3 protein-coding genes and 1 pseudogene are annotated in these 2,416 nt (G+C 30.7%); all 4 read left to right on the top strand.

Features of this window, described 5'->3' with window-relative positions:
• Positions 1-482: response regulator transcription factor (locus tag C5S61_RS01790; RefSeq protein ID WP_110513412.1), on the top strand; the 482-nt coding region annotated here is incomplete at its 5' end.
• Between the two features lie 84 nt (positions 483-566).
• Positions 567-761, top strand: coding sequence for a hypothetical protein (locus tag C5S61_RS01785; RefSeq protein ID WP_110513411.1), 195 nt, complete (start codon positions 567-569; stop codon positions 759-761).
• A 75-nt stretch (positions 762-836) separates the two neighbouring features.
• Positions 837-1,664 (top strand): polyprenyl synthetase family protein, encoded by an 828-nt coding sequence (locus C5S61_RS01780; protein WP_240614395.1) that lies wholly within the window; start codon positions 837-839, stop codon positions 1,662-1,664.
• Between the two features lie 2 nt (positions 1,665-1,666).
• Positions 1,667-2,416, top strand: a pseudogene (locus tag C5S61_RS01775) (sensor histidine kinase); the annotation flags it as partial.

The following is a 2,416-nucleotide window of genomic DNA, read 5'->3' as shown; positions in this document are numbered from 1 at the left end:
CTACAACACCACTTGTTTTAGTACTTGATATCAGTGGAATGGGAAGTCCTGCATTATCGTTCGTCCAAGGCATAATTCGGCAATATTCCTACTGTCGAATTATTATATTTTCTTCTAATCTAAAACTCGCACCTGATTTTTTTGCCATTGGTGTGGCTGGATATGTTATTAAAGAAGAGATGCTGGAACATATGCGGTTTGCCATTGAAACCGTCCATAGAGGTAGCACCTACTACTCGCCAATGGTTCAAGAATTTCTTGATACGACAAGTATGGTGAGACAACAATTCCAACTTGCTCCAAGAGAAATACATATCTTAGAACATCTTTCACAGGGCTTGGGTACAATAGATATTGCAAATGAGCTTAACATTGATGGAAGAACTGTTCAAAACTACATTACAAATCTTCGCAAAAAGCTAAATTGTGTTGAGAGATCCCAGTTGGTTATTTGGTATCGCACAATGTATGGGCAAAACTAGCTGTGTGTTTTCACATATCGACAACTATAGAAAGCCCTTCTAGACTAGAATAATCTAGTGTTGGCTTGAATCATTGGAGGCTATATGGATGCGTATGATCAATCACACCCTGATTCTGGAATGGATGAAACATTATCGCTCAAAGATAAACTAACTGCGATTCCTCAACTGAATGATATTATGCGAATTGCAACGTCCCCTCAAGGCAAATTGATTATAGCCCTTTTTCTTGCATCTCTTGGTAATCCAGATCAAGGAATCATCTTTCACGAAGATTAGATTTTAGTTGAGGTAGTTCTACTTATTTGATAATAAGTAGAACTACCTCATATTTTAGATATGAACAATAATTATATGTTACAACGTTTAGATTCAATATCTATAGATTCAAATTTAAAAAAGAATTTGTATGATATCTATATGTCCGATTCTTTGCGTTTTATTAAACGTACAACACTTAATGTTATTTATGAAATTGCATCATCTCTTGGATACTATGATTCTTATAAGGAACATATAGATATAATCACTAATGCATGGCATATGATGTATGGAATGATTATACGATTGGATGATATTCAAGATAATCAACCTATATCAACCCCATTTCCTTCTGATGTAAATCTTTCAACACAATACAATATTTTATTTAGTCATTACCTTATTGCAGAGTCAATACTTGATGAATTAATAATATACGATATGCCAATAAATAGATATATAAAAATAAGGAGATTCTGGTCTGATATGATGATAAGAATGTCTAGCGGCCAGTATTGTGATGTCTGTTCAAAAAATCATACAATAGATAAAGATATAGCTATAAAATACCAGAAAATAGCTCAGTCTAAAACTGGTGCAACATATGCTTTGGCCTTTGGTAGTACAGGTCTTGCACTATTTGACGATAAGTCAATATATGAAGGTTTAGTTGTTATAGGCGAAATATATGGTACTTTAATTCAGTATGGTGATGACATTAATGACTATGAGGTTGATATGAATAAAAGTACATCATTTGTTGATATAGTAAGAGAATCCGAGATTGAAACGCTAAGTATGTATAATTATGTATATTCAATATACTATGACCATGTTGAGTTGAATATGAAGGATTTTCCTGAGCAAATCAAAATAGTTATTAGAGAAATATTTAAAAAAACTTTCAATATAAAGGTATAAATATGTCATATAGATTTATTAAAAAAATAATTTTAGGTATTGTATTATCTATTATTATTCTAGCCGTTAATATAGAATTTTTTGAGAAAAGTGGTGTAGGATTTTTTGTAAATCCAAGTAATAATAAAATTATGTTTATTGAAAAAAGTCTTATTGAAAAAAATGTAGATTTAAAGATAAACGATAGGCTGATATCTATATATAATAAAAATTGGGAGGATGTCGTTAATGATTGGAACTTCTCCAGATTTGAGCCTAACATAAATGAACCAATACCTATAACTGTTGATCGAAATGGCAATACTATTCATTTAGAAATAATTAAATCAGCCCCAAGCCTAGATAATCAGATAAATAAGCTAATTAATATCATTATATCACTTTGTTGCATTATAACTGGATATAAATTAAGCAGTAAATCTTTTTATGAAGGTATTGCACCCTCTGGGATAGGACTTCTATGGTTTGGTGTTGGGGTAGTTGTTGGTCTTCATTTATTTGCAGGACAGGGTGCTGTACGACTTTTAATAACACTTGAATGGATTATGATTGCCTTTTTGTCTCCATACTTTGCTATAATGCATCTATTTTTTCCATATAGGCCTGAAAGTATACTTAATATACGGAAATTCAAAAATAAGGGAATATATATTTTCCTCATAATGAATATATTTTTAATAATATTTACATGGAATTATGATAATAATTTATTAAATATTGTTGCAAAACTTAATATTATATTACCTATATTT

The sequence above is a fragment of the Herpetosiphon llansteffanensis genome, assembly GCF_003205875.1.
GTDB lineage: Bacteria > Chloroflexota > Chloroflexia > Chloroflexales > Herpetosiphonaceae > Herpetosiphon > Herpetosiphon llansteffanensis.
The sequence above is the reverse complement of the archived record's forward strand: the minus strand, read 5'-3'. Positions and strand labels throughout refer to the sequence as shown.